Raw genomic sequence first — 22938 nt, forward strand, 5'->3', positions numbered from 1 at the left:
AAACGCCCGGTTACATTCCGAACCCGGAAGCTAAGCCTTACAGCGCCGATGGTACTGCAGGGGGGACCCTGTGGGAGAGTAGGACGCCGCCGAACAATCATTGGGAAAACCCCCGCACCTCACGGTGCGGGGGTTTTCTGCGTTTAGGGCCCGTATTTCAGGACGGCCTCACCAGTCTCGTGTCATACGCCAGGATCACCGCCTGGATGCGGTCCCTGGAACCGGTCTTCGCCAGAATGCGGGTCACGTGGGTCTTCACCGTGGATTCGGCGAGGTGGAAACGGGTCGCGATCTCGGTGTTCGTCCAGCCCTGACCGATGACGGTGAGGATTTCGCGCTCGCGGTCCGTGAGGGAGGCCAGGCGGGGATCGGTGTGCGGGGAGGTGTCCTGGCCAGGGGCCGGGAGTAACTCGACGTAGGCGTCCAGGAGGCGGCGGGTCAGGCTCGGGGCCACTACCGCGTCTCCCGAGGCAACGGCCCGTATGCCTGACAGGACGTCCTCCGGGTGGGCGTCTTTGATGAGGAAGCCGGAGGCACCGGCGCGTAGGCCCGCGTAGGCGTACTCGTCGAGGTCGAAGGTGGTGACGATCAGGACGCGGGTGCGGTGGCCGGCGTTGATGATGCGGCGGGTGGCGGCGATGCCGTCCAGGCCGGGCATGCGGATGTCCATCAGGACGACGTCGGGACGGAGCTCGGCTGTCATACGGACCGCTTCGGTGCCGTCGGTTGCCTCGCCCAGCACGGTCAGGTCGTCCTGGCTCTCCAGCAGCATGCGGAAGCCGAAGCGCTGGAGAGGCTGGTCGTCGGCGATGAGGACACTGGTCACTACGGGGTTTCCTCCGGTAGGTGCAGATGGACACGCCACCCCTGTTCGGGGTGAGGGCGTGGGCCGGCCTCAAGCGTGCCGCCGTACAGGGCGGAGCGTTCGCGCATGCCGGGCAGGCCGCGGCCCCCGCCGTCAGGGCCTACGCTGCCGCGGCCCCCGCCGTCACTCCCTACGCTGCCGTGGCCCGTGTCGGTGACCGTGACCGTGACGGCGCCGGCGGGGGCGTACGACAGGGCTAACTCCGAGGTGGCCTTGGGGCCGCCGTGTTTGAGGGTGTTGGTGAGGGCTTCCTGGATGACGCGATATACGGCGAGCTGCCTGCCTGAGGAGATGGTCGGGGTGCCTGTGACGGTGGCGGTGACCGGGAGGCCTGCGGCCCGTACGCCGTCGAGGAGCTGGTCGAGGTCGGTGAGGGCGGGCTGGGGGGTGAGTTCGAGGTCGGCGGGCGGCTCCTCCTCGCGCAGGACGTCCAGAAGGCGGCGGAGTTCGCCCATCGCCTGGCGGCTGGTGGTGGCGATGGCATCCAGAGCCTGGCCGGCGCGTTCCGGGGACTTGGTGGCGGCGTAGCGGCCGCCGTCCGCGAGGCCCGTGATGACGGAGAGGTTGTGGCCGATGATGTCGTGCATCTCGCGGGCGATGCGGGTGCGCTCGGCCGCGGTGGCGAGGCGGGCCTGCTGGTCGCGTTCGATCTCCAGGCGGCGGGCCCGGTCCTCCAGGGCCTTGGTGTAGTTGCGGCGGGTGCGGACCGCGATGCCGATGACGGCGGCCGTGACGATGGACATCAGCACCGGGACGACGTCCTGGTCCATGCTTCCCCGCGGGTGGCGGACGGCCATCAGGGTGAACGGCGTGATGACCAGAGCCGACGCCCACCACAGCGTGCGCTGGGACAGGCGCAGGGCGATGTGGTAGATCACGAGCAGCTGGAGCAGGGCGGCCTGGAGAGCGGCTCCGGACCAGGCGTTGACCAACGCGACCAGCGCCATGGCGAGGAGCACGGCTCGGGGGTGGCTGCGCCGCCAGAGGAGGGGGACCGAGAAGCCGAGGCTCATGGCCAGGACGAGCCGGACCGGGAGGTCGGAGTCGCGGGCGACGTTGCGCCATCCGCCGCTGGCGTCGACCAGGGCGGCCGCCACCCAGAAGCCTGTGAGGAGCAGGTCCCAGATCAGCGGGTGTCGTTCGTCGAGGGCGCGTATGCGTCTGTTGATGCGATGGGCGTACTCGGTGAGGGGCTCGGGTGTCTGCTCCTTCGGCACGTGACCATGGTGGCGGGTCCGTTCGCCGTACGGCGTCGGTCGGTCGCGGTATATCGCGTGAGGGCGTCGTACCTGGGTACTACGGTGGCTGGCATGAACACCGTGAGCACCCAGGGTCATGTCGTCCGTTCCATACGTGCCGAGGAGTGGGCGGCCGTGAAGGAGCTGCGGTTGCTCGCGCTGCGGGACCCGGTGGCGTCGATCGCCTATCTGGAGACGTATGAGGAGGCCGCGGGGCGTCCGGACTCCTTCTGGCAGGAGCGGGCCGCCAGGAGCGGTGAGGCGGCGGTCGGCGTGCGGCAGTTCGTGGCCGAAGGGGCGGACGGGGCGTGGGCCGGGACGCTGACCGTGTTGATGGAGGAGGCGGGGACGACGGACTGGGCCGGGTTCCCGGTCGAGCGGCGGCAGGGGCATGTCGTCGGGGTGTATATGCGGCCCGAGCACCGGGGGAGCGGGCTGACCGAGGCGCTGTTCGCCGCGGGGGTGCAGTGGGCGTGGGAGAGCGGTGCGGAGCGGGTTCGGTTGATCGTGCACGAGGACAACGGGCGGGCGCAGGGGTTCTACCGCAAGGTGGGGTTCGGGCCGAGCGGGGTGACCGTGCCGTTGGCGGACGGGGACGAGGAGTCCGAGTTGGAGTTCGTCCTCGAGAAGGGCTGACGCCCTACACCGGGAGTTCGTCGTGGGGCCAGCGGGCGCGGCCCTGTTCCCGGGACCGGAGGAGGGCCAGGGCCGGCAGGCCCCGGTCCGCCCCGGTGGCCAGCAGCTCCGGGAGCTGGGGAAGCGGAGCCACTGCGGCGACGTCGTCCAGGACGAGGGTCAGTGGTGGGTCGAGGCGACCGGAGGATGACCGTTCGGCCATGCGCCGGCCGCGCTCGACCACGCTGGAGACGAGGGCCGTCAGGAGCGGCATCGCGCCGGGGTTCGTCCTCGGGTCCTCGATGGATTCACCGACCACATAAAGCGTGCCCCCTTCGTGCAGAAAGGAATCCAGGGAGAGGGCGTCAGTTCGGTTCGGGGTGCAGGCCTCACGGATGTTCACCGTGGAGAGCGAGGACAGCGCACGGGTCGTCAACTCGTGGGCCATGTCCCGGCGTTCTGGGTGGGCGGTGAGTGCGGCTTCGAGTTCGCCCGCGGCGCCGGGGGCGGCCTTGGGGTTCGTACGGAGGGTGCGTACGGCGTCCTGGATCTGGGTGCCCTGGGACCAGCGGTGGACGTGGCGGACGGTGCGGCCGTCGATGGCGGCGGCGTGGAGGTAGCTGCGCAGGAGCGTCTCGGCGGTGTCGCTGACCGCTTGGTCGAGGCGGGCGGTCGGGCGGACGGGGGTGAGGAGTGCTGCCGCTCGCTGCACCGCTGTCTGCTTGTCCTCGCAGCCTGCTGTGGGGGACCAGTGGAGGCGGGCCGGGGTGTCGCAGAGGTGGGTGGGGTCATAGAGGAGGACGGGGCCGAGTTTGGCGCGGGCGTCCTTGGTGTCCTGCCAGAGGGCGGGGTTGGAGGTGACGACCAGGGCGGGGCCTGCCGCGTCGCGTACTGCTTGGGCCGCGGTGGTGTAGCGGCTTTCCTTGGGGGCTACGAGGATCTTTTCCCACCCGCCCGTCCGTTCGCCGCCGAACGGAGAAGCGAACGGTTGGGGCTGGGGCTGCGCGAGGGGCGCTGTCGTCGTACCGGGATGGGGTTGCGTCGGGGGCTCCGTCGGCTCCGGGGTCGGCCTGGGAGCCGGGACCTCGTGGTGGCTCGGGAGTGACGCGGTGTGGCTGCGCGGGAGCTGGGTCTCGTACGGGGCGTGGTGGCCCGGAGCCGGTACGTCGTGGCTCCCCGCGGTCTCCGGCGGCATCGTCGCCCCCGTCGCCCGTTCCAGAGCCGCTGCTCTTTCCTCGCGTCGTCTCGCCCGCACCGCGCGCCAGCGGGCCAGCGTGCCCATGACGAAGATGGTCAGGACGACCAGGATCATCAGCTGGCCGATGAAGAGGCCCCAGAAGAGGCCGTAGCCGGAGAGTTGGGTGGCTGGGGCGTCGGGCCAGGCGCCGGGGAGGTCGTGGGGGCGGCCGATGAGGTGGCGCATGGCCAGGGGGGTGCGCGCGAAGGTGACTCCGGCCGGCCAGGAGCCGTGGGAGAAGAGGCCGGCCAGGCCCGTGGCCGTCCACACCAGCAGGGTCATGCCGAGGAGGAACCCGAGTATGCCCATCAACAGGCCGTCGGGGATGCCTCCCTGCTGTTGCTGCTGCTGGTCGTCGCGTCTCATCTCATGCCACCGTCGACTCGGACGACCCGTCCAGGTCGCCGATGTGCTCTTCCATGAAGGCCGCCGCACGTGCCTCCGCCTCCCGCTCGGCCGCTCGCAGGGCGTCCTCGGCGGCGCGGTCGATGGAGGACTCCGTCATGGCGCGGTCGGTGAAGACCAGGGGGCGTTCCGTCTCGGTGATGAGGTGTTTGACCACCTGGACGTTGCCGTTGACGTCCCAGACGGCGATGCCGGGAGTCAGGGTGGGGATGATCTCCACCGCCCACCTGGGCAGGCCGAGGACCCGGCCCGTCGCCCTCGCCTCGTCCGCCTTCTGGGCGTAGATCGTCCTCGTCGAGGCCATCTTCAGGATGGCCGCTGCCTCCTTCGCGGCCGCGCCGTCCACCACGTCACTCAAGTGGTGCACCACCGCCACGAACGACAGACCCAGCCGGCGCCCGAACTTCAGCAGCCGCTGGAACAGCTGCGCCACGAACGGGCTGTTGATGATGTGCCAGGCCTCCTCGACCAGGAAGATGCGCTTCTTGCGGTCGGGGCGGATCCAGGTGTGCTCCAGCCAGACGCCGACGATGGCCATCAGGATCGGCATGGCGATGGAGTTGCGGTCGATGTGGGACAGGTCGAAGACGATGAGGGGGGCGTCGAGGTCGATGCCGACCGTGGTGGGGCCGTCGAACATGCCGCGCAGGTCACCGTCGACGAGGCGGTCGAGGACGAGGGCCACGTCCAGGCCCCACGCCCGTACGTCGTCTATGGCGACGTTCATCGCCTCGGCCGACTCGGGCTCGGGGTGCCGTAGCTGCTCGACGATGTCGGAGAGGACCGGCTGGCGTTCGGTGATCGTCTCGTTGACGTAGGCGTGGGCGACCTTGAGGGCGAAGCCGGAGCGTTCGTCCAGGCCGTGGCCCAGCGCGACCTCGATGATGGTCCGCAGGAGGGCGAGCTGACCGGTGGTCGTGATCGCCGGGTCCAGGGGATTGAGGCGGATCCCGTGGTCGAGGGCGGCCATCGGGTCCAGGCGGATGGGAGTTATTCCCAGCTCCTGCGCGATGAGGTTCCACTCGCCGACGCCGTCCTCGCCCTGGGCGTCCAGGACGACGACCTGGCGGTCGCGGAAGCGGAGTTGGCGTAGGACGTAGGTCTTCTCCAGGGCCGACTTGCCGTTGCCGGACTCGCCCAGGACCAGCCAGTGGGGGGCCGGGAGCTGTTGGCCGTAGAGCTGGAAGGGGTCGTAGATGTAGCCCTTGCCGGAGTAGACCTCGCGGCCGATGATCACGCCGGAGTCGCCGAGGCCGGGGGCGGCGGTCGGGAGGTAGACCGCCTGGGCCTGGCCCGTGGAGGTGCGCACCGGCAGGCGGGTCGTCTCGACCTTCCCGAAGAGGAAGGAGGTGAAGGCGTCGGTGAGCACGGACAGCGGATCCCGCATGCTAAAGCCCTACCTTCGGATGCCGGTGGCGAACGGGAGGGTGTTCACGAAGGCGCGGTGGTGCTCGCGGTCGCACCATTCCAGCTTGAGGTACGACTTGCCGGCCGAGGCCCTTATGGTCCGCTTGTCGCGGGCCAGGGCCTCGGGGGAGCGGGAGGACACGGTGATGTAGCCGACCAGGTTGACGCCCGCGGCGCCGCTCGCGAGGTCCTCGCCGCGTTGGTCGAGGCGGTTGTGGGCGGCGATGTCGCGGGGGTCGACGGTGCGGTTCATCTTGGCGGCGCGGGAGGCTTCGGCCTCGTCGTTGGTCTTCTCGGTCAGCATGCGTTCGATGGCTACCTCGGTGGGCTCGAGATCCATCGTCACTGCGACCGTTCGGATGACGTCCGGGGTGTGGACGAGGAGTGGGGCCAGGAAGTTCACCCCTACGGGTGTCATCGGCCACTCCTTCACCCAGGCGGTGGCGTGGCACCAGGGTTCGCGGGTGGCGGACTCGCGGGTCTTGGCCTGGAGGAAGGTCGGCTCCATGGCATCGAGCTCGGCCGGCCAGGCGTTGCGCTTGGTCATGGCCTGGATGTGGTCGATGGGGTGGTCCGGGTCGTACATGGAGTGGATCAGGGACGCGAGGCGGCCCTGGCCCAGCGGCTGGCGGACCCGGATGTCGGCCTCCTGCAGGCGCGAGCAGATGTCGGTGAGCTCGCGGGCCATGACGACGGCGAGACCGGCGTCCCGGTCCAGCTTGCGGCCGTTCTGGGGCCGTGCTGCGCGGGCCATGGCGTGTGCCTCGGCGGCGAGCTCGCGGGTGTAGTGCATACAGGCGACGAGGTACGCGCGGTGCTGCTCGCTGCTGGTGGACACCATCGACTGCAACTGGTCGTACGACTGCTGCAGCCATGGCAGCGCCTTGTCGTCCCCGCGCTGGGCGACGTCCTTGGCGTGGGCGTCGGGGTCGGCGGGGAGGGTGCGGGCGAGCATCTGCAGGCGGGTGACGAAGCCGTCGCCGTTGGCCACGTGCTTGAGGAGGGTGCCGAAGCGGTCGACGAGGGCCTCCTGGTCCTCGCTGTCGCGCAGGCCGACGCCGGGGCCCTCGATCTCGATGGCGGCCGTGACTGTACGGCGGTCCGCGTGCAGCAGGACGGCGATCTCGTCGGGGCCGAACGGGGCGGCCAGCCAGCTGATGCGGCCGATGCCGGGCGGCGGGCCGACCTCGATCTCACGGCCGTCGAGGCGGGTGCCGGCCTCCATGACGGAGGACCGGTAGGCGGTGCCCTGCTTGAGCGTCCTCTTGTAGCTGCGGTTGATCTCGAACCACTTGTAGAACGTGCGGTGCTTGTACGGCACGTAGACGGCGGCCAGCGCTACGAGCGGGAAGCCCATCAGCAGCACGATGCGCAGGGAGAGGACGGGGACGAGGAGCCCGCACATCATGCCGAGGAACGCGCCCGCGATGATCAGCGCGATCTCGCCGGTTTCACGATTCCGGCCGACGATCGCGTTCGGCCGGGCGCGGCCGATCAGATATGTACGGCGGGGCGTGACCGGATGGGACACGTGGGACTCGGTCGTCAACGCCCTTCACCTCCCGTGCGGTTGGTATTGCTGTTGCGGGTGTTGCTGGCGTGGGGGGTGTTGACCGCGCTGGAGCGGGGCGGGGGTGCGGCGGAGGGGAGAGTTCCGCCGCCACCGTTGGAGGTGCGGGTGCTGTGTGCGGCAACCCCGCCTGAGGCGGGGTTGGACGGGCGGGGGCCGCTGGAGGCGGCCTGGCCGGCGTTGTTGTCGGCGCGGGTGCTGTGTGTCTTGATGCCCTGGGCGACGAGGGTCGCCGGGGAGCTGATGACGGCCGCGGCCTTGCCTTCGGCGCCCTGCATGATGCGGTTGTTGCGCGAGTGGGCGATCTCGTCGCCGAAGCCGGGGACGAAGCGGTAGATCATCGCGCTGGCGAAGATGGCGAGCAGGATGATCGAGAGGCCGGAGACGACGGCGGAGAAGGCGTTCGGGCCGTCGTCGGCGGAGAGTGCGCCGGCGAGGCCGAGGACGATCACGATGACCGGCTTGACCAGGATGACGGCGATCATGATGCCGGCCCAGCGGCGGACGTGGCCCCACAGGTTCTTGTCGACGAGGCCCGCGTACACGACGGTGCCGAGGAGGGCGCCGACGTAGAGCAGGGCGGCGCGGACGACGAGCTCCAGCCAGAGGACGCCGGCGGCGAGGATCGACACGAGGGAGACGACGATCAGCATGATGGGGCCGCCGCCGATGTCCTCGCCCTTGGCGAGGGCGCCGGAGAACGTGCCGAAGAACGTGTCCGCCTGGTCGCCTGTCGTTTTCGCGAGGACGTCGGTGACGCCGTCGGCCGCCGATACGACCGTGTACAGGATCAGGGGGGTGAAGGCGGAGGCCAGCACCGTCAGCCACAGGAAGCCGATCGCTTCCGAGATGGCGGTGGACAGGGGCACGCCCCTTACCGCTCGCTTGGCGACGGCCAGGAGCCAGAGCAGGAGCGTGAGGATCGTCGACGCGGCGAAGACGACGGCGTACTGCTGGAGGAACTTGGCGTTGGTGAAGTCGACGTTCGCCGTCTCCTTCACCGCCTCGCTCAGCTTGTCGATGGTCCAGGCTGCGGCTTCCGCGCAGCCCTTCGCGAGGGAGGAGAGGGGGTCGAGCGTGTCGCTGACGCTGGGGTTACGGGTGACGCCGGAGCGGTTGTTGCCGCGCTCGCAGTACTTGCGGGCTGCGCCGCGGATCAGGTCACAGGTGTCGCTGGTGGACGGCGACGGCGACGGTGACGGCGAGGGTGAGCCGGTGACCGAGGGGTCGGGACTGGGGGTCGGCGCGGCGAAGGCGCGGGTGGCCAGCAGGACCGTGGTCGCCTGAACAGCGGCGACAGCGGCTGTGACCTTGAGGAAGCGGTGGCTAGCGCGCATACGTGAACCCTCCGTACTCCTCGACGGCCTTCGTCATGTCGTCGGCGGTGGAGGCCCTCTGGTCGCGCCCGACCGGCACGGGGCCGTCCTTCTGGTCGAAGTCGGTGATCTTCCAGTCGTTGTCGACCCACTTCAGCTGGTACGTGGTGGTGTACCAGCTCTCCGAGACGGGGTTGGTCGAGGCCGCGCCGGACAGGCCGAAGAGCGAGGTGTACCAGACCTCCACGGTGGCGTTGTTCGCGCTGGACGCGGTGACCTTGGTGCCCACGGGAATGACCCGGGAGATGAAGGTCTGACCGGCCGGTGCGGTGCCGTCCTTGGTGAGGCCGATGTTGGTCAGGAACTTCTCGCTGGAGTAAGCGGTGTCGAGATCGGCCTGGCGGGCCTCGGCGACATCGGGCGCGTAGACGGTGTCCACGATCTCGTGCCGTCTGGCTGTGCTGAACATCTCGGCCGATCCCAACGCGACGGAGTAGTTGGCCGCGGCGCTCTGTGCTCCCTGTGCGTCACGGGCGTACCCGGTCGGGATCTCTGCCTTCTTCGTCCCGACCGGATCCGTCCCGCTGGCCGCAGTGGAGGCTGTCTTCGGCTTGTCGCCCGTACTGCCCGACGCGGAATCGGAATCGCCCCCTCCGCGGTTCGCGAAGGCGATCGCGGCGATGAGGAGGACCACTACCGCTACGACGGTGACCAGGCTGCGGGATGAGGAGCGGCCGGGGCGGCGGGCGCCGCCGTAGGGGTCGGTTTCGGGTAGGCGGGTGCGGGTGTGGCCGCTGCCGCCGTAGCCGTACCCGCCGCCGTCGTCGGCGCGCGCCGGATCGCCGTAGCCCTGCTCGTCCCCGGGACTCATGCCGCGTACGCCCCTTCGCCGTCGTACTGAAAAGCGTAGAAGTACGACGGTAGCCGTGCTGGTTCCCGCGCGGGCGCGGTGTGGTGACTCGACATCAGGGAAACGCAACCTCAGAGGGGGTCCGGGCGCGCCCGGAGAGGAGGGAGGGGTCGGGAGGGGTCAGACCGCCATGCCGTACACGATGGTGAACAGCGTGCCCAGGGAGCCGATGATGAAGACCCCCGTCAGGCCGGCGATGATGAGGCCCTTGCCCTGTTCCGCGCTGAAGGTGTCCCGGAGGGCCGTCGCGCCGATGCGTTGCTTCGCCGCGCCCCAGATGGCGATGCCGAGGCAGAGCAGGATGGCGACCGCCATCACGACCTCGATCATCACCTTGGCCTCGTTGCCAAGGCTGCCGAAGGGGCCCCAGTCCGGAGCGATCCCGCCGATGATGGTGTTGATGTCTCCCTTGTCGGCCGCAAAGAGCATTAGTCACCGCCCCTGTATGGGTTGTTCCGCAGTCCCCTGCGGTGCGCAGAGGTCAGGCCTCATTGTCGCCGACAATGTCGCTGTCGCATGTCGACTTGACGTCATTGATTGGCGGGTTTCGTACGAATAGCTTGCCACCTGGGTGGTGGACATGAATCGTATGGTCACTCTGTGTATCACGGCGGGTAACGCCGGGCAACGAGGCCGGATCGGAACCCGGGGTGTGGTCCCGTCGTTGAGCCACCCTTCAGGCTGATTTTCTCATGGCGCGCGAACGGGCCGCGGCTGGTTGCCGCGGCCCGTTCGTCCCCTGGCCGGAAGCGGGAGCCCCCACGGCCCCGCGCCGACACGCTGTGTGACGGAGGATCAGCCGGTGAAGGCGCCCGTGCCCTCCGGGGTGCCCCAGCCGGTGGGGCCGTCGTAGCCGGACTTCGCGGTGCACAGGTAGCTCGCGGTGGAGCTGCAGGTGCCGTTGCTGCCGCTGGTCACGTCGTTGAGGGCGGAGGTGCCGGCCGCGCTGTAGATGTACTTGGAGGGGTAGTCACCGCTGCCCGGGGTGCCGGCGAGGGCGTAGACACCGGCGATGATGGGCGAGGAGGCGCTGGTGCCGCCGAAGGTGTACCAGCCGGCGGTGACGCCGTAGGAGTCGTAGACGGAGACGCCGGTCGCGGGGTCGGCCACGGCCGAGGTGTCGGCGATGGCGCGCTTGGAGCAGCCGGTGTCGGTCTGCCAGGTCGGCTTGGCGTCGTAGGCGGAGCAGCCGGAGCCGGTGCCCTCGGTGCTCGAGGTGTTCCAGACGGACTCGGTCCAGCCGCGGCTGGTGGAGGACGTCTTCAGGGCGGTGCCGCCGACCGCGGTGACGTACTTGGAGGCCGCCGGGTACTCCGCGCCGTAGCCCTCGTCGCCGGCGCTGACGGTGATGGCTACGCCGGGGTGGTTGAAGTACGAGGAGTCGTACGAGGTGTCGGAGGAGGACTCGCCGCCGCCGTAGCTGTTGGAGACGAACTTGGCGCCGAGTTTGACCGCCTCGTTCACCGCGGTGCCGAGGTTGGCCATGGAGGCGGACTTGGCCTCGACCAGCAGGATGTTGCACTGCGGGCAGACGGCGCTGGCCATGTCGAGGTCGAGGGACTCCTCCTCGGCCCAGCCGCTGTCGGCCGTGGGCAGGGAGGTCGTGGAGCCGGTCTGGCTGACCTTCTTGAAGCAGCCGTTGGAGGTCGTGCAGGAGGGCAGGCCGTAGTACGAGCGGTACTTCGCGAGGTCGGCCGCGGCGTTCGGGTCGTCGTAGGCGTCGACGATCGCGATGGTCTCGCCGGAGCCGTGGCTCGCGGCGGCGGCGGTCAGGCCGTAGGCGTTCTGGAGGTCGGAGGGGCCGTAACCGGAGGGGGTGGAGGCGTCGGCGGCCTTCGGGGTGATGCCGTCGGCCTGGGCCCGGTGCTTCTGGAAGGCGGTGATGCCGCCGGTGACGCGGAGGGAGTTGCAGGTCAGGTCGCCCTTGTGCTTGGGCGTGGCGCAGGGGGTGGCCGTCCACGTCACCTTGGAGGAGGCCGTGGCCTTCGCCGTGGTCGTGGTGGCCGCGCTCGCGTGGGCCGCGGTGCCGAGTCCGGCGAGTACGAGCGTGGCGGTGCCGAGGAGGGCGGAGCCGATCCGTCCGAGGCGCAGCCGTCTGCCGGAGGGCGTGGGGGAGTTGGGGGGTGTCGTACGCAACGTACTGCCTCCTGGGAGTGGTTGACAGGGGCGGTGCGGGTGGAGGTGGCCACCGGTACGTGGTCCCCGGCGGCGGGCGGCGGCCCGCCGTTGACTGTGTCTTGTTGAGTACGTGACAACAAGAAGGGTTCGGGAATCCTGACTTCCGCCTTACTGAAGGGGGCAGGGGGCTTACTGAGCAATGGCGGGGCGATGGTGGGGGGATGGGCGGAGCTTGACCTGGGGCACAGGCGGGGCACAGAAAGGGCGCAGATTTCGGGAGCGCTCCGGGCGGCCTGTGGAGCCAACGCGGGTCTTCGAGGTCGAGCGATGGGATCCGTCGCGGAATTGGCGGATCTGGGCCACTCTCACCTCTTCACCGGCCGTCGGAACTGGCCCAAATTCGCCAATCACCCCTTCACGGCGTCTCCTGGACGCCCTCCACGAAGTGGTCGAACTCGCCCGCCTGGACGCCGAGTACGAAGGCGTCCCACTTGCGGCGGTTGGTCGTCACCACGTTCTCCGGGTCGCTGGTCTCGCGGATGTAGACCGGCGTCTCGGGGTCGTCCCCCTCACCGAATGCGATCTCGATCCAGGGGCCGGGCCCGGTGGCGTCGGGTGGGGCGGCGCGTTCCCAGGTGAGGTCGGGGGGGACGTCAGGCACGGGGGGTGTCCTTCTTGAGGGTGGTGAGGAGGGAGGCGAAGGCGGCGGGGGTGGTTTTGAGTATCGCTTCGGCGGGGTCGCTGGTTTCGGTGAGGTGGATTGTTTGGGGGGTGGTGGCTATGTGGACGCAGGAGTTGCCTTCGGAGCAGTAGGACGATTTCTGCCAGTTCATCAGCTTCCTTACAGGTTTCGCATCAGGTGGTGGACCAGGTCGCGGGTCTTCTCAGGGCTCAGCGCCACGGCTTCGACCCGTTCGAAGAGGGACCGGTACTTGTGAAGTTGCGCCTCGGCGTCGAGGAAGGCGGCCCCGTGGGACTGGTCGAGCTGGACGGTGTCCAGTTGGGGTACCGGGCCGTGTGCGTAGGTGATCGACTGTCCGGACCCCGGGTAGGCCCCGACGTCGAAGGTGATGGCGCGCAGGGTGATGTGGTCGTGGTCGCTCATGTCGAGCAGGTGCTGCAACTGTTGCCGGGCGGTCGCAGGGCCCCCGACCTTCATGCGGAGGGCGGCCTCGTGGACGATCGCCTCGTACGGGGTGGGTTCCGCGTTGTAGAGCACCGCTTGGCGCTTGATGCGGAACGAGAGACGGTGCTCGATGTCGGGCGGTGAGAGTTCGGTGACCGCCTGACGGAAGATCTCGAGTGCGTACTCGCGCGTCTGGAGCAGGCCCGGGATGCGGGCTGTGGTGGCGTCGCGCACGGCCTGGGCGTGGTGTTCCAGCTCAGCCAGGTCGAGGAGGGGCGCGGGCAGGATCTCGCGGTACTCCTCCCACCAGCCGCGTCTGCGGTCGCCCGTCATCCCGGCCAGTGCCTTGACGAGGGCCGCGTCCGGGCAGTCGTAAGTGCAGGCCATCGCGCGTACCCGTTCGGCGCTGACGCCCGCTCGGCCGGCCTCCATGTTGCTGATCTGGTTCGGCTTCACGCCCAGCAGTTGACTGGCTTGTGCGGCTGTCAGGCCTGCCCGCTCTCGAAGTTTCCGCAGTTCACTGCCCAAGCGGAGTTGACGACCCGTCGGGTTGCTTCTCACCGGCTTGCCCGCCTCCTTGCCCTGGCATGTCACTCACACGAGTGGTATGTCAATTGCTTCACGGGAATCGTTTAAAGGGTTACACGGACGCCGCTAGTTTATGACTCAGGCGCCTCGCCCAGAAGCACACCGTCCGACGGGGCGGCACCGTCACTGGGTCACCACCATCCGCACTTCCCCAACTCCTCACAGTGATCGGACACTTCCATGCCCACCGTAACCCCGCCCTGGTCCTACACCCTCCAACTCCCCCACGACCTCCGCGCCCCCGGCATCGCCCGCTCCACCCTCCGTACCGTCCTCACCGCCCATCACCTCGCCGAACTCACCCCCACCGCCGAGCTGCTCGCCGCCGAGCTCCTCACCAACGCGCACCTGCACACCGCCGGTCCCTACGCCCTCCGCCTCCGCTCCACGGACGACGGTGGGCTGCGGGTCGGGGTGTGGGACACGAATCCGCGGGTCCCGTCCGGGTTCGTCCCGGCAGACGGCGTCTCCCTCGTCGTACCGCCGGAGGCTGATGCCGAACACGGGCGTGGACTGCACCTCGTACGGGCATGCGCGGACAGGTGGGGCGCGGCGGAAGTGGGGGTAGGGAAGGTGCTGTGGGCAGAGTGTCGGTAGTGGCGGCGGAGCTGACTGGTTTCTCACCTTCGTCGGCCACAGTGACCCCGATGAAGCGCACCGCCCGACCACAGACCGTGCTCTGCCTCCTCGTGCTGCTGGCGGTCACCTCCGCCTCCGAGGCGGCCGCCGGGGACGGGCTCGGTCCTTTCGGGGTGACCGATGTCGCCGTGGCGACGGCTCGGTCCGCGCGGGTGGGGGCGCTGTTCGACGGCTCCGGCAAGCTCGAAGGTGAGCATTTCTGTACCGCCTCCGTCGTCCACAGCCCGCACCACAACCTCATCGTCACCGCGGCGCACTGCCTCGGGGACTCCGGTGTGAAGGGCGACCTCGTCTTCGCGCCCGGGTACCGGGACGGGAAGGCCCCCTACGGGCTGTGGAAGGTCAAGCGGTCCTTCCTCCCGGACGGGTGGGTGAGCGGGCAGGACGAGGACAGCGACGTGGCGTTCGCCGTCCTCGCCGAGAACGGGGACAGGGACAGGGACGTCGAGGACGTCGTGGGTGGCTTTTCGTTCGTCACCGGCGTGGCCACCGGCGCCACCGCCGTCACCGTCACCGGTTATCCCGACTCCCGCGAGGTGCCCATCCGCTGCACCAACAGGCCGACCCTCCACAGCCGGACCCAGCAGCGCTTGGAGTGCCCCGACTTCACCGGTGGGACGAGCGGTAGTCCCTGGGTGAACGGGGACGGGCAGGTCGTGGGTGTCCTGGGCGGGCTCGACGAGGGTGGGGTGACGCCCGACATCTCGTACAGCGTGGTGCTGGGGAAGGAAGCGGCGGGGCTGTACCGGGACGCGGCTGCGGATCCGTGAGCATCGGGTGCCCCATGTGGCGCGAACTGTGCCGTGTGGCATGGTCGTTCAGTGGACGCACTGAAGGCTCAGGACCCCGCGCGGATAGGCGCGCACACACTCCTCGCCCGGCTCGGTGCCGGCGGTATGGGACAGGTCTACCTCGGACGCTCGCCCGGTGGGCGGCTGGTGGCGATCAAGGTGATCAAGGACGAGATCACCGACCATCCGGAGGCGCTGGCGCGGTTTCGGCGCGAGGTGGAGACGGTGCGGGCGGTGCGCAGTGCGTACACCGCGAACCTGATCGACGCGTCGTTGGATGTGGCGCCGTACTGGCTGGCGACCGAGTACGTCCCCGGACCGACGCTGAGCAAGGCCGTGGTGGCAAGCGGGCCGCTGCCCGTCGAGACGTGCCGGGGCCTGCTCGCCGCACTCGCCGAGGGGCTCGCGGCCGTACACGCGCACGGCGTGACCCACCGGGACCTCAAGCCGCAGAACGTGATCCTCGCGGCCCAGGGCCCGCAGCTCATCGACTTCGGCATCGCGCGGAGCGCGGCACAGACAGCGCTCACCGAGGCGGGGTTCGCTCCCGGCACGCCCGGCTTCACCGCCCCCGAGGTGCTGTTGCGCAACGAGGTCGGTCCCGCCGCGGACGTCTTCGCTCTCGGTGCGACCCTCGCCTACGCTGCCACCGGCCGGCCGCCCTTCGGTCATGGTGAGCCCGCGGGCGTGAGCTACCGCGCCGTCCACGAGGCCATCGACCTCGCAGGTGTGGAACCGGATCTGGCCGCGCTGATCGCGTCCTGCGTGGCCAAGGACCCGGTGGCGCGGCCGGGCCTCGCCGAGGTGATAGTGCGGTGCGCGGTACGCACCGCACTCGTCGAGGACACGTTCTACGGACGGCTTGCCGGGCTCGGTGAGGCGATTCCGCCCACACCGACGGCTTCGCCCGCGGTACCGGCACCTCCGGCCCACGCTCCGCTCGGCGCCCACGACCTGCCGACGGTCGCCCCGCACGGCTACGGCTACACGCCCACTCAGGTGACCCAGCCGACTCAGGTCCGGCGGCCGGGCAAGCCGTGGCTGATCGCTGGTGCGGCGGGTGTGGCCCTGGCGGTGGGTGCCGTTGTCGTGCTCAGCCTCCTGTCCGGCTCCGACGACGACGGCGGCAAGGGCAAGAGCGACGTGGCGGACCCGGGAACCACCTCGGCGGCGCCCACGACCGCGGGCAGCGACGGATTGAAGCCACCGGCCTACATCGAGCCGACCAACCCCTCGCGCGACTTCTGGACGGCTGACACGACGTCACGGACCGGCGGTGGAACGTGCAACCTGCCGGTGGAGAACCCCAACGCCCAGTTCCAGAGCTCCGTAGGCAAGGCGGGTACATACGACCCCTACACCTCGGGCAAGGGCCAGATCGGGGTGCGCCTGAAGTCCGACGCCTCGAAGCCGTACTACGTGTCCGTCGCCGTGAAGCCCCCACACGAGATCGATGCTGACACCGGCAAGCCCATCGAAGGGGCACTCAGTCAGAATCTGAACCTCGGCTACACCAGCAAACCCGTCGAACTCGGCACCGAATGGGTATATCTGACGTACCCCGACGACTTCCAGCAGATCGTGCGGGGCAAGAAGTACAGCGACGCCATCCCCGTCGAGAACGACCCCGGTGACTGGACCGTGCTCTTCCTGCATGTCCAAGGGACGAGGCAGTACGCGACCATTGACTGCCGCGGGTTCGTCTCGAAGTAGCGCATACGACACGGACAGGTTCGGGAAAGGGCCGTAAACACGGCCGTGGTGGGGGATGGTTGAGGCGTGCGAAAAGTTTGGGTGATCGGCGGAGCCGCGGTCGGGCTGTTCCTGAGCTTCGCGATGCTGCTCGTCATCGGCGTGTACCTCGTCGCCGGAAACCTCACGGGCGGGGTGGGCGGCGCGACCAAGGCGCTCGCCAAGGGCGCCGTGCCCGCCGCGTACCGGTCGCTCGTCCAGAAGTGGGGCAACCTTTGTCCCGCCATAAATCCCGCGCTGTTGGCCGCGCAGCTCTACCAGGAGAGCGGTTGGAACCCGCGCATCGTCAGCAACGCCGACGCCCGCGGCATCGCCCAATTCATTCCCGGCACGTGGGCCTCGCACGGCATCGACGGTGACGGGGACGGCGACCGTGACATCTGGGATCCGAATGACGCGATTCCATCGGCCGCCAGCTACGACTGCGAACTGGCGAAGTACGTCAAGGACGTACCGGGCGACGTCACGAACAACATGCTCGCGGCCTACAACGCGGGGGCCTACCGCGTCATCAGGGCGGGCGGAGTTCCGGCGATCAGCGAGACGCAGAACTACGTCAAGCGGATCCGCACACTGGAGGAGAGCTTCGCCGCCCCGGTCTCCAGGGTCGACCCGTCCGAGCAGGCCGCCGGCGCCATCTACTACGCGCAGAAGAAGCTCGGTACGCCCTATCTGTGGGGTGGGACCGGTACCGCTGAGCAGGGTGGACGGTTCGACTGTTCGGGGCTGACGCAGGCCGCGTACAAGAGTGTGGGGATCACGCTTCCGCGGGTGGCGAACGATCAGTACAACGCGGGGCCGCACCCCTCGCGGGACGAGTTGCTGCCGGGGGATCTGGTGTTCTTCTCGACCGATCCGAACAACTCCCGGGCCATCGATCACGTGGGGATCTACGTCGGTGGCGGGTACATGATCGACGCGCCCCGGACGGGTGCCGTCATCCGGTTCGACCCGATCGACACGCGCAAGTATTTCGGCGCAACCCGGGTGACCGAAGATGGCGCGAAAGCGCTCCCCACGCATGTCTGAACCAAGGGGTAACCCGCCCGCTGAGCTGCGGCGATGTGTCTCTCTTCGGTAACGTCTGAGTGATCTTTCGGTGGAGAGTGGAACGTATTAACGGGGAGCGTGCGTTCCTGTTGTCGTAGCCGGTCGTACGTACGGGAACGGGCGCGGAAAACGGTCTACGCACCACGGGGGTGGTTGCAGGATCGGCACACGTGTGAGGTGTGCCGGGCAGAACACGATGAAGGGGCCGCAGCACCATGGCTGGACTCGCCGGATCCGGGTCGAACCCCGACGTCGACCTGCTCTATGACATCAACGGCCTCGCCAAGGACGCGCCGCACTGGCTCGACCGGGTGGTCGAATTCGTCGGTGAGTACGGGCTGTTGCTGGCGATGATCCTGCTGGTGCTGGGGTGCTGGTGGAATGTGCGGCGGCGGGGGGCGGAGGACGCGGCGTCTTCGGTCGCGGCGCTGGTGTGGGCGCCTCTGGCTGCCGCTGTCGCCGTGCTGGTGAACGTGCCGATCCGGGGGTTCGTGGAGCGGCCTCGGCCCTTCTTCGACCATCAGGGGCTGGAGGTGCTGGTCTCCGGCAAGACCGACTACTCGTTCGTGAGCGACCACGCGACGATCACCATGGCGATGGCTGTGGGGTTGTTCGTCGCGAATCGGCGGTTCGGGGTTGTCGGGATCGGGGTCGCGCTGCTCGAGGGGTTCTGCCGGGTGTACATGGGCGTGCACTATCCGACGGATGTGGTGGGCGGGTTCGCGCTGGGGACGGCTGTGGCGTTGTTGTTGTCTCCGCTGGCGACGGCCCTGTTGACGCCGGTGGCGAAGGCTGTGGAGCGGTCGCCCAGGGTCGGCTGGCTTGTTCGGGCTCGAGGGGCGTCCTACGAGGGGCAGGAGCCGGTCGTTTCGGGCGCTCAGGGTGAGCGTGTGGGGGCGGAGGAGCGGGACCTCGCGGCGTAGGCACACTGCGCCGGTGCCGGGGGCGGGTGGGTCGCGCCGCCCGGCGCTCACGGGGTGCCGCTGCGCCCACCCGTGCCGCCCCAGCGGCACGAATGCCCGCAGTGGGGACGGCTGGGTGGTCAGAGGGCCTGCGGGTACGTGAAGAAGCGGTTCGGGTCGTACTGGTGCTTCAGTTGGGTCAGGCGCGTTGCTGCGTCGCCGTAGTACGCCTTTCGCCAGTCCGTCAGGGTCGGGTCCGTGTAGTTCTGGTAGGCGGCGCCGGAGGCGTGGGGCCTCATCGCCTTGTGGGCCGCGGTGAGCCAGGACTGGGCTGTCGTGCCGGTCGTGCCGGAGCGCCAGGAGGCTATGTACTGGGCCAGCATGCGGGAGCGGCGGTGGACGAAGGCCGTGGCTGTGGGGGAGACGCGATTGACCGCTCCGCCGAGGGCGGTGAGGGCGATGCTGCCGGAGCCGCCCCGGACGTCCTTGACCTGCTTGAGCAGCGTCTGGATGCCCGTGGCCGAGATCGAGCGGTCGAAGAAGTCGGAGCGGGCCGCGTACGTCTCGCGGCCCAGCTTGCCCTGCGGGGAACGACCCGGGGTCGAGCCCGGGAGGTGGCACTGGGCGTCCGTGGAGAAGGACGAGCAGCCGGCGTAGATCTCCATCGCCTCCTCGTACGAGCGGCGGCGCAGGGAGACGCTGCCGGCCCGGGCGCCGACCCGGTCCGCGAGCCGGTCCACCGCGTTCTGGAGCTCGCCGTACGTGCCGATGGAGAACGCGGCGACCGACACCCTGGGCGTGCCGCCGGCGGAGTTCGCCAGGTGCAGGGAGGACCAGATCTGGTCGGGCTGGCTCGGGCCCCACTCCTGCCACGCCTTCACCACCGCGGCCGCCTTCGACCAGGGCCAGGACAGATAGCCCGTGACAGCCTGCGGGGCGGGGTGGGTCTTGAAACGCAGCTCGGTGACGACGCCGAAGTTGCCGTTGCCCGCGCCGCGCAGGGCCCAGAAGAGGTCCTGGTTCTCCGTCGCGTTCGCGGTGATCTGCTTGCCGTCCGCGGTGATCAGCGTCGCCTGGGTGAGGCTGTCGCAGGTCAGGCCGTACGCCCGGGACACCACGCCGTGGCCGCCGCCGAGGACCAGGCCGGAGACGCCGACCGTGGGGCAGGAGCCCGCGGGTATGGTCACCCCCTTCGCGGCGAGTGCGCGGTAGACGTCGATCAGCTTGGCGCCGGCGCCGACCACCGCGTCGTTGCCGGAGGCGCGCACCCCCTTGAGCCGGGAGACGTCGACGATGAGGCGTCCGTCGCCGGAGGACCAACCGGCGTAGGAATGGCCGCCGTTGCGGATGGCGACCTTGACGCTGTGGGCGCGGGCGTACGACAGGACCGTACGGATGTCGGCGGCGTGCGCGACGTAGGCGACCGCGGCCGGCTTGAGCGCGTCGAAGCGGGTGTTGTACAGCTGGTGGGCCGTGGTCCAGGAGGCGTCGCCGGGGCGGATGAGGGAGCCGTCCAGGTCCCGGGCGAGGGCCGCCCAGTTGGCGGCGGCCGTGGCCGCGGTGGTCCGCATGGCGGAGTGGGAGGACGTGTTCGTCCCGCCGCCGTTGCCCTGGCACGCCGCCGTCGCGACCCCCGCGATCGCGGCCGCGCCGCCCCCGATGAACAATCGCCGTTCCATGTCCTGCGCCTTCCGTAGGCTTCATGGAGCGAGACGGACCTTCGGCGCTCAGGGTTCCACGGGACGCTCAGCCTGCCGTGTGGGCCGCGGCGTCCGTCCGCGCCTGGCTTCTCGCCCGGCGGGCCGGGCCGCGCCAGCCGCAGGTGCAGCGAGCCAGGCAGAAGGGTCCCTGCTCGACGGTGGTGGTGCGGTGCTCCTGGTCGGTCAGCGGAGGGGCCGACCTGTCCTGCTGCGTCACTCTGACAAGTTACCCAGCCCGGGTAAAGGGCTTGCCTGCCCGGTGCAAGCCTTCCGCCACGCGTGACGGCGCTCCCTACCCGTCGTTAACCGGAACGACGGGAGTCCGTGACGAACGTACCGGCTGGGGGTCGGCGGGCGATGGCGCAGCGGCAGGGGCAGCACAGGCGGACGGTGGGCGGGGCGGTCGTCGTGGCGGGGCTGGTGGCCTGCGTCGGTGTCGGCGCCAGTGGGTGCTCCGGCAGCGGGTCCGCCGTCGAGGACGCGCGCGCTGCGGGCGACGCGGTCGCGACGCTCCGCCACGCCGCCGACCGGCTGGTGGACGCCGGTACGTCCAAGGCCCGTACGTCGATGGAGATGGCCAGTGGCGGGACCCGGGTGACCATCCGTGGCCAGGGCGTTTACGACTACCGCAAGCAGTTGGGGCGGTTGAAGGTGCTGCTTCCGCAGGACCCTGCCGGGGTGACCGAGCACCGGCCCATCACCGAACTTCTCGCACCGGGCGCCCTCTTCATGAAGAACCGGGGCGCCGGGGTGCCCGCCGACAAGTGGGTGCGGGTGGAGACGGCGACGATGTCCGACGGGAACCTGGTGACCGGCGGGGTCACGGATCCGTTCGCCGCCGCGGAACTCCTGCGCGGCACGCGCACGGCGAGATACGTGGGCGAGACGGAGGTCGCGGGGGCCGAGGTGCGGCACTACCGCGGGACCGCCGACCTGACGGCGGCGGCGCTCGACGCCTCGGAAGGTGGCCGAAAATCGCTGTCGGCAGCGGCGAAAGGGTTCGCCACGGCTCGGGTGCCGTTCGACGTCTATCTCGACGACCAGGGCCGCATCCGCAAGGTCCGGCACCGCTTCAGCTTCGTCAACGGGCAGCAGAAGGGCGCCGTGGCGGTCGCCTCGACGACGCTGCTGTACGACTTCGGGGTCCCCGTCGACGTACGGCTGCCGGACTCGGGCGACATCTACGCCGGGCGGATCGCTGAGTAGTAAGACGGGAGCAAAGGGTTTTCCCCAGGGTGGGGAGAACTAGCCCTTCCGTGCCATGCGCGGTGCGTAGGCCGCTCCCTACTCTAGGAAGCGGTGACGGCAGAGAAGAGGTGATGCGCGTGGCTCCGGTCGGCGGTACGGCAGTTCAGGACCACGTGGCCCTCGCCGAGATCGAGCTGTGCGGAGACCTGATCATCGCGGCCTCCGCGGCCCAGGACCGGCTCAGTCTTGAGAGCATCGACGAGGTGCTGAGAGTGGCCGAGGAGCGAGACGCCTCCGGCGGGTGAGCCGGGGGCGTCCCCCGCGCAGGTGCGCGTTCAGGTGCGCAGCAGGCGGCCGATGGCCTTCGTCGCCTCCTCCACCTTCGCGTCGATCTCGTCACCGCCCTTGACGGCCGCGTCGGCGACGCAGTGGCGCAGGTGCTCCTCCAGCAGCTGGAGGGCGAAGGACTGCAGGGCCTTGGTGGAGGCGGACACCTGGGTGAGTATGTCGATGCAGTAGACGTCCTCGTCGACCATGCGCTGCAGGCCTCGGATCTGTCCCTCGATGCGGCGCAGACGCTTGAGGTGTTCGTCCTTCTGCTTGTGGTACCCGTGCACTCCGCGGTCGTGATCGGGAGTGTCGTGAGGAGCGGAGGGCGCGGCTGCGCCGGCCTCGGTGGTCGTCATGGCGTCCTCCTGTGAACGGATGGCGGGCAGATGGTGAACAGATTGCGGACATATACCCCTGGTGGGTATATGTTAGCGAAGTTTGCCGGGTAGGGGACCCTCGGCCAGAGTCACTCTGTCTGATGGGCGACACTGATGGACGGCCCGTTTCCTGTGGCCGGATGATGCACCTAGCATCAGCCGTACCGAAACCGATGCATCTTGAGGACCCCACGTGCGTTTTCGTCTGACCCCCAGGGAGACGAGCTTCTACGACATGTTCGCCGCGTCCGCGGACAACATCGTCACGGGCTCGAAGCTCCTCATGGAACTGCTCGGGGCGGACACCGCCGGCCGGGCTGAGATCGCAGAGCGTATGCGGGCCGCAGAACACGCGGGTGACGACGCCACGCACGCGATCTTCCACCAGTTGAACTCCTCGTTCATCACGCCCTTCGACCGCGAGGACATCTACAACCTCGCGTCGTGCCTCGACGACATCATGGACTTCATGGAGGAGGCCGTCGACCTGGTCGTCCTCTACAACGTCGAGGAACTGCCCAAGGGCGTCGAGCAGCAGATCGAGGTTCTGGCACGGGCCGCGGAACTGACGGCCGAGGCGATGCCGAACCTGCGGACCATGCAGAACCTGACCGAGTACTGGATCGAGGTCAACCGCCTCGAGAACCAGGCCGACCAGATCCACCGCAAGCTGCTCGCCCACCTCTTCAACGGCAAGTACGACGCGATCGAGGTGCTGAAGCTCAAGCAGATCGTGGACGTGCTGGAGGAGGCGGCGGACGCGTTCGAGCACGTGGCGAACACGGTGGAGACCATCGCCGTCAAGGAGTCCTGA

General features: G+C 69.3%; 24 protein-coding genes and 1 rRNA gene. 10 read left to right on the top strand and 15 right to left on the bottom strand.

Features of this window, described 5'->3' with window-relative positions:
* A 5S ribosomal RNA gene (rrf, locus tag AC067M_RS09570) occupies positions 1-95 on the top strand; the annotation flags it as partial.
* Positions 96-157: 62 nt separating this feature from the next.
* Here rrf and AC067M_RS09575 read toward each other — a convergent pair.
* On the bottom strand, positions 158-826 hold the full coding sequence (locus tag AC067M_RS09575) for a response regulator (RefSeq protein ID WP_478696443.1): 669 nt from the start codon (positions 824-826) through the stop codon (positions 158-160).
* Entirely contained in the window at positions 826-2082 is a 1257-nt protein-coding gene (locus AC067M_RS09580) for a sensor histidine kinase (protein ID WP_478696444.1), read from the bottom strand. The genes AC067M_RS09575 and AC067M_RS09580 overlap by 1 nt, the downstream gene beginning before the upstream one ends.
* A gap of 93 nt (positions 2083-2175) precedes the next feature.
* Here AC067M_RS09580 and AC067M_RS09585 point away from each other — a divergent pair, with 93 nt between their 5' ends.
* Positions 2176-2739 (top strand): GNAT family N-acetyltransferase, encoded by a 564-nt coding sequence (locus tag AC067M_RS09585; protein ID WP_478696445.1) that lies wholly within the window; start codon positions 2176-2178, stop codon positions 2737-2739.
* A gap of 4 nt (positions 2740-2743) precedes the next feature.
* On the opposite strand, the gene AC067M_RS09590 is transcribed toward AC067M_RS09585, so the two are convergent.
* The 10 genes from AC067M_RS09590 to AC067M_RS09635 form a co-directional block, all read right to left on the bottom strand.
* Positions 2744-4321 carry a type IV secretory system conjugative DNA transfer family protein gene (locus AC067M_RS09590; RefSeq protein ID WP_478696446.1) on the bottom strand — a complete coding sequence of 526 codons (1578 nt, stop codon included), beginning with the start codon at positions 4319-4321 and terminating at the stop codon, positions 2744-2746.
* 1 nt (position 4322) lies between these two features.
* Entirely contained in the window at positions 4323-5747 is a 1425-nt protein-coding gene (locus tag AC067M_RS09595; protein ID WP_478696447.1) for an ATP-binding protein, read from the bottom strand.
* Between the two features lie 9 nt (positions 5748-5756).
* Positions 5757-7316: an SCO6880 family protein gene (locus AC067M_RS09600; protein WP_478696448.1), complete on the bottom strand. Its 1560-nt coding sequence runs from the start codon at positions 7314-7316 to the stop codon at positions 5757-5759.
* Positions 7313-8674 carry a hypothetical protein gene (locus AC067M_RS09605; protein WP_478696449.1) on the bottom strand — a complete coding sequence of 454 codons (1362 nt, stop codon included), beginning with the start codon at positions 8672-8674 and terminating at the stop codon, positions 7313-7315. Before AC067M_RS09605 ends, AC067M_RS09600 begins: the two co-directional genes overlap by 4 nt.
* Positions 8664-9524 carry a hypothetical protein gene (locus AC067M_RS09610; RefSeq protein ID WP_478696450.1) on the bottom strand — a complete coding sequence of 287 codons (861 nt, stop codon included), beginning with the start codon at positions 9522-9524 and terminating at the stop codon, positions 8664-8666. The genes AC067M_RS09605 and AC067M_RS09610 overlap by 11 nt, the downstream gene beginning before the upstream one ends.
* 159 nt (positions 9525-9683) lie before the next feature.
* The gene (locus AC067M_RS09615) at positions 9684-9992 is read right to left on the bottom strand and encodes a hypothetical protein (protein WP_003991275.1); all 309 of its coding nucleotides are present in this window, start codon (positions 9990-9992) and stop codon (positions 9684-9686) included.
* 366 nt (positions 9993-10358) lie between these two features.
* Positions 10359-11699 carry a S53 family peptidase gene (locus tag AC067M_RS09620; protein WP_478696451.1) on the bottom strand — a complete coding sequence of 447 codons (1341 nt, stop codon included), beginning with the start codon at positions 11697-11699 and terminating at the stop codon, positions 10359-10361.
* A gap of 397 nt (positions 11700-12096) precedes the next feature.
* The gene (locus AC067M_RS09625; RefSeq protein WP_478696452.1) at positions 12097-12342 is read right to left on the bottom strand and encodes a DUF397 domain-containing protein; all 246 of its coding nucleotides are present in this window, start codon (positions 12340-12342) and stop codon (positions 12097-12099) included.
* Positions 12335-12514, bottom strand: coding sequence for a DUF397 domain-containing protein (locus AC067M_RS09630; RefSeq protein ID WP_478696453.1), 180 nt, complete (start codon positions 12512-12514; stop codon positions 12335-12337). The genes AC067M_RS09625 and AC067M_RS09630 overlap by 8 nt, the downstream gene beginning before the upstream one ends.
* Before the next feature lie 8 nt (positions 12515-12522).
* On the bottom strand, positions 12523-13368 hold the full coding sequence (locus AC067M_RS09635) for a helix-turn-helix domain-containing protein (RefSeq protein ID WP_478696454.1): 846 nt from the start codon (positions 13366-13368) through the stop codon (positions 12523-12525).
* A gap of 207 nt (positions 13369-13575) precedes the next feature.
* Here AC067M_RS09635 and AC067M_RS09640 point away from each other — a divergent pair, with 207 nt between their 5' ends.
* From AC067M_RS09640 to AC067M_RS09660, 5 genes are all read left to right on the top strand, one after another.
* Entirely contained in the window at positions 13576-13992 is a 417-nt protein-coding gene (locus AC067M_RS09640) for an ATP-binding protein (protein ID WP_478696455.1), read from the top strand.
* 50 nt (positions 13993-14042) lie between these two features.
* Positions 14043-14804, top strand: a complete 762-nt coding sequence (locus AC067M_RS09645) for a trypsin-like serine peptidase (protein WP_478696456.1) — start codon at positions 14043-14045, stop codon at positions 14802-14804.
* Between the two features lie 51 nt (positions 14805-14855).
* Positions 14856-16538 carry a serine/threonine-protein kinase gene (locus AC067M_RS09650; RefSeq protein WP_478696457.1) on the top strand — a complete coding sequence of 561 codons (1683 nt, stop codon included), beginning with the start codon at positions 14856-14858 and terminating at the stop codon, positions 16536-16538.
* 123 nt (positions 16539-16661) lie between these two features.
* Positions 16662-17606 carry a C40 family peptidase gene (locus tag AC067M_RS09655; protein ID WP_478696865.1) on the top strand — a complete coding sequence of 315 codons (945 nt, stop codon included), beginning with the start codon at positions 16662-16664 and terminating at the stop codon, positions 17604-17606.
* 236 nt (positions 17607-17842) lie between these two features.
* Positions 17843-18550, top strand: a complete 708-nt coding sequence (locus AC067M_RS09660; RefSeq protein ID WP_478696458.1) for a phosphatase PAP2 family protein — start codon at positions 17843-17845, stop codon at positions 18548-18550.
* A 119-nt stretch (positions 18551-18669) separates the two neighbouring features.
* Here the strand turns inward: AC067M_RS09660 and AC067M_RS09665 are convergent, their stop codons facing one another.
* Together AC067M_RS09665 and AC067M_RS09670 are read right to left on the bottom strand one after the other, a co-directional pair.
* The gene (locus AC067M_RS09665) at positions 18670-20208 is read right to left on the bottom strand and encodes an FAD-binding oxidoreductase (RefSeq protein WP_478696459.1); all 1539 of its coding nucleotides are present in this window, start codon (positions 20206-20208) and stop codon (positions 18670-18672) included.
* A gap of 67 nt (positions 20209-20275) precedes the next feature.
* Positions 20276-20446, bottom strand: a complete 171-nt coding sequence (locus AC067M_RS09670) for a hypothetical protein (protein WP_478696460.1) — start codon at positions 20444-20446, stop codon at positions 20276-20278.
* A 140-nt stretch (positions 20447-20586) separates the two neighbouring features.
* On the opposite strand from AC067M_RS09670, the gene AC067M_RS09675 reads away from it, so the two are divergent.
* Entirely contained in the window at positions 20587-21435 is an 849-nt protein-coding gene (locus AC067M_RS09675) for an SCO4651 family lipoprotein (RefSeq protein ID WP_478696461.1), read from the top strand.
* Between the two features lie 113 nt (positions 21436-21548).
* Entirely contained in the window at positions 21549-21722 is a 174-nt protein-coding gene (locus tag AC067M_RS09680; RefSeq protein WP_166662621.1) for a hypothetical protein, read from the top strand.
* A gap of 30 nt (positions 21723-21752) precedes the next feature.
* Here the strand turns inward: AC067M_RS09680 and AC067M_RS09685 are convergent, their stop codons facing one another.
* A complete protein-coding gene (locus AC067M_RS09685; RefSeq protein WP_478696462.1) occupies positions 21753-22103 on the bottom strand; it encodes a metal-sensitive transcriptional regulator in 351 nt (116 codons plus the stop codon).
* A gap of 214 nt (positions 22104-22317) precedes the next feature.
* Here AC067M_RS09685 and AC067M_RS09690 point away from each other — a divergent pair, with 214 nt between their 5' ends.
* Positions 22318-22938: a DUF47 domain-containing protein gene (locus AC067M_RS09690; protein ID WP_478696463.1), complete on the top strand. Its 621-nt coding sequence runs from the start codon at positions 22318-22320 to the stop codon at positions 22936-22938.

The organism is Streptomyces sp. NPDC043427, from assembly GCF_056436655.1.

Bases quoted from the DNA above. Each gene is read 5' to 3' on its own strand.
- AC067M_RS09585 (WP_478696445.1), top strand. From the start codon at position 2,176: ATGAACACCGTGAGCACCCAGGGTCATGTCGTCCGTTCCATACGTGCC.
- AC067M_RS09590 (WP_478696446.1), bottom strand. From the start codon at position 4,321: ATGAGACGCGACGACCAGCAGCAGCAACAGCAGGGAGGCATCCCCGAC.
- AC067M_RS09595 (WP_478696447.1), bottom strand. From the start codon at position 5,747: ATGCGGGATCCGCTGTCCGTGCTCACCGACGCCTTCACCTCCTTCCTC.
- AC067M_RS09605 (WP_478696449.1), bottom strand. From the start codon at position 8,674: ATGCGCGCTAGCCACCGCTTCCTCAAGGTCACAGCCGCTGTCGCCGCT.
- AC067M_RS09610 (WP_478696450.1), bottom strand. From the start codon at position 9,524: ATGAGTCCCGGGGACGAGCAGGGCTACGGCGATCCGGCGCGCGCCGAC.
- AC067M_RS09615 (WP_003991275.1), bottom strand. From the start codon at position 9,992: ATGCTCTTTGCGGCCGACAAGGGAGACATCAACACCATCATCGGCGGG.
- AC067M_RS09630 (WP_478696453.1), bottom strand. From the start codon at position 12,514: ATGAACTGGCAGAAATCGTCCTACTGCTCCGAAGGCAACTCCTGCGTC.
- AC067M_RS09640 (WP_478696455.1), top strand. From the start codon at position 13,576: ATGCCCACCGTAACCCCGCCCTGGTCCTACACCCTCCAACTCCCCCAC.
- AC067M_RS09645 (WP_478696456.1), top strand. From the start codon at position 14,043: ATGAAGCGCACCGCCCGACCACAGACCGTGCTCTGCCTCCTCGTGCTG.
- AC067M_RS09655 (WP_478696865.1), top strand. From the start codon at position 16,662: ATGCTGCTCGTCATCGGCGTGTACCTCGTCGCCGGAAACCTCACGGGC.
- AC067M_RS09660 (WP_478696458.1), top strand. From the start codon at position 17,843: ATGGCTGGACTCGCCGGATCCGGGTCGAACCCCGACGTCGACCTGCTC.
- AC067M_RS09665 (WP_478696459.1), bottom strand. From the start codon at position 20,208: ATGGAACGGCGATTGTTCATCGGGGGCGGCGCGGCCGCGATCGCGGGG.
- AC067M_RS09675 (WP_478696461.1), top strand. From the start codon at position 20,587: ATGGCGCAGCGGCAGGGGCAGCACAGGCGGACGGTGGGCGGGGCGGTC.
- AC067M_RS09680 (WP_166662621.1), top strand. From the start codon at position 21,549: ATGCGCGTGGCTCCGGTCGGCGGTACGGCAGTTCAGGACCACGTGGCC.
- AC067M_RS09685 (WP_478696462.1), bottom strand. From the start codon at position 22,103: ATGACGACCACCGAGGCCGGCGCAGCCGCGCCCTCCGCTCCTCACGAC.